The organism is Paracraurococcus lichenis (assembly GCF_030657435.1).
Classification (GTDB): Bacteria; Pseudomonadota; Alphaproteobacteria; order Acetobacterales; family Acetobacteraceae; genus Paracraurococcus; species Paracraurococcus lichenis.
This window is the reverse complement of the sequence record NZ_JAUTWS010000268.1, coordinates 1-1,766: the sequence shown is the minus strand read 5'-3', so window position 1 is coordinate 1,766 and position 1,766 is coordinate 1. Positions and strand designations below refer to the sequence as shown.

The 1,766-nt window shown below is 65.6% G+C and carries 2 protein-coding genes and 1 pseudogene; 2 read left to right on the top strand and 1 reads right to left on the bottom strand.

Features of this window, described 5'->3' with window-relative positions:
• Positions 1-176 precede the first annotated feature (176 nt).
• Positions 177-401, bottom strand: coding sequence for a hypothetical protein (locus Q7A36_RS39595; protein WP_305109284.1), 225 nt, complete (start codon positions 399-401; stop codon positions 177-179).
• Positions 402-919: 518 nt separating this feature from the next.
• Here Q7A36_RS39595 and Q7A36_RS39590 point away from each other — a divergent pair.
• Together Q7A36_RS39590 and Q7A36_RS39585 are read left to right on the top strand one after the other, a co-directional pair.
• The gene (locus Q7A36_RS39590; RefSeq protein WP_305109283.1) at positions 920-1,219 is read left to right on the top strand and encodes a hypothetical protein; all 300 of its coding nucleotides are present in this window, start codon (positions 920-922) and stop codon (positions 1,217-1,219) included.
• A gap of 262 nt (positions 1,220-1,481) precedes the next feature.
• Positions 1,482-1,766 (top strand): annotated as a pseudogene (locus Q7A36_RS39585) (IS1595 family transposase); the annotation flags it as partial.

The following is a 1,766-nucleotide window of genomic DNA, read 5'->3' as shown; positions in this document are numbered from 1 at the left end:
AAGGCCCGCGCCCGCGCAACCTGAGCTGCTGGGACGCTCTGCGAGTGGCTCAGCCGCGAGAGCGATGCCCGCTCCGCTTCGCTCAAGGGCCGCAGCGGATCCTTTTGGCGCCGTGACATCGGGTGCTTCGCCATTCAGCAGAGGCCATTATGGCACATTCCGAGGCAAGTGACCCACTAGCTTTGTAGCTCGGGTTGCTGCTGCCGCTGATATCCGACGCGCGGGGATCGCTCCAGCAGCAGGCGCGCCAGCAGACCGGTCAGGGCCTGGCGCGTCCCCTCGGGCAGTGCCGGCCAGACCGCCCCGACCGGGTCGCTGGCTGCCCCGGGCAGGGCGAACAGTTCGGCTTGCGGAGTTCGGCTTGCCGACTTCTCCCGGCGGCGATCTGGGCAGCGTTGCATCGACCTCTCCCCGATTCTGCTCAGGGGAGTCTCTCGCCGCAGCGATGGCCGAGGCATCCATTGGCCGGTCGCCCGAAACCTCCGTCAGCAATCGCCCAAGGGCGAACAGCGTTCCAATGCCCACCTGCGGCTGGGACGCGAGACGCACACGCATGCAGGCCGCCGGCTCGAACATCCAAGCCGGCACCTCAAGGCATCGGCCAGCATCCCCACCGAGGCGGCACCGCAACGCGACGTCGCGCCCCCTCTCGATCACCTCATGGACGTGGACCGAGAGACCGCTCCAGGGATGCCACGGATACAACAGCCGCCGTTCCGTGGTTCCGTGGGCGTTCAAGCGTCGAGTTGTACAATACCAGACGCCCACATTCTGGCTTGGACGGCAGGACCCCGGACGAGGCATATGGGGCCAATGCGATGACGAAATTGGCGGCCTGACGGAAACCAGGACCGAGCTTATCCAGGCCGCCAAGCTGTCCGACGAATGGGGACCACCTCAGAGCAAACTGCGAGCGCGGATGGGAAGCAAGTTCCACATCCTGTTGAATGCCGTACGCCGACCCATGGCCAGCACACCGCGCAGCAGCTCACTCGTGGAGAACCTCAACTCGCGCCTGCGCACCTACTTCACCTTGCGCCGCCATCTCGACGGCTCGTACCTCGACCTGCTGCGGTTCTTCCTGAACCACCGTCGCTTCCTGCGCAGCCGGCATGCCGAGCGACAGGGCAAGAGCCCGCGGGAGCTGATGACCGGCCAGGACCATCCGCACTGGCTCACCCTGCTCGGTCTTGGATCGCTTCAGCCCCGGCGGGCCTGACGCGGCGGAGGCTGGCCGCCTCCTGCACACGGCACATCGCGCCTCGGCACCCGGCCCTCACAGGCCGGGGCTCTTCGTGCGCCCGTGTGACCCAAAACTGACCGATTCTGAACCACGCCGACGGATGCTCTCGCTTGCGAATGCCGGCGAGCAACAGCTTCGCTTCGATCAGGCGCGCTATCAAAGCCGAACCTGATTACGTGACTTCCTCAGCTGCCTTTGAGGTGGCACAAAGCAGGAGCATCGGTGCGCTTACAAAAGGATGGCCGTCGCCGGCAACTCAGTGCAGTTCCAAAAGGGGTTCAGCAAAGCCGAGTTCGAGCGGCAGTACGGTACCGAACAGGCCTGCCGCGAGGCGCTGTTCCAGTGCAGTACCTGCCGGCGGCAGACTTCGATGATGGCCGGCGCCATCTTCGCCGCCACCAAGGTGACGCTGCGGACCTGGTTCCGGGCGATCTACCACGTGACCCAGACCAAGCAGGGCGTCTTCAGCATCGAACTCGGCCGCGGCCTCGGCGTAACCCAGACCACTGCCTGTACCATCAAG

Bases quoted from the DNA above. Each gene is read 5' to 3' on its own strand.
- Q7A36_RS39590 (WP_305109283.1), top strand. From the start codon at position 920: ATGGGAAGCAAGTTCCACATCCTGTTGAATGCCGTACGCCGACCCATG.
- Q7A36_RS39595 (WP_305109284.1), bottom strand. From the start codon at position 401: ATGCAACGCTGCCCAGATCGCCGCCGGGAGAAGTCGGCAAGCCGAACT.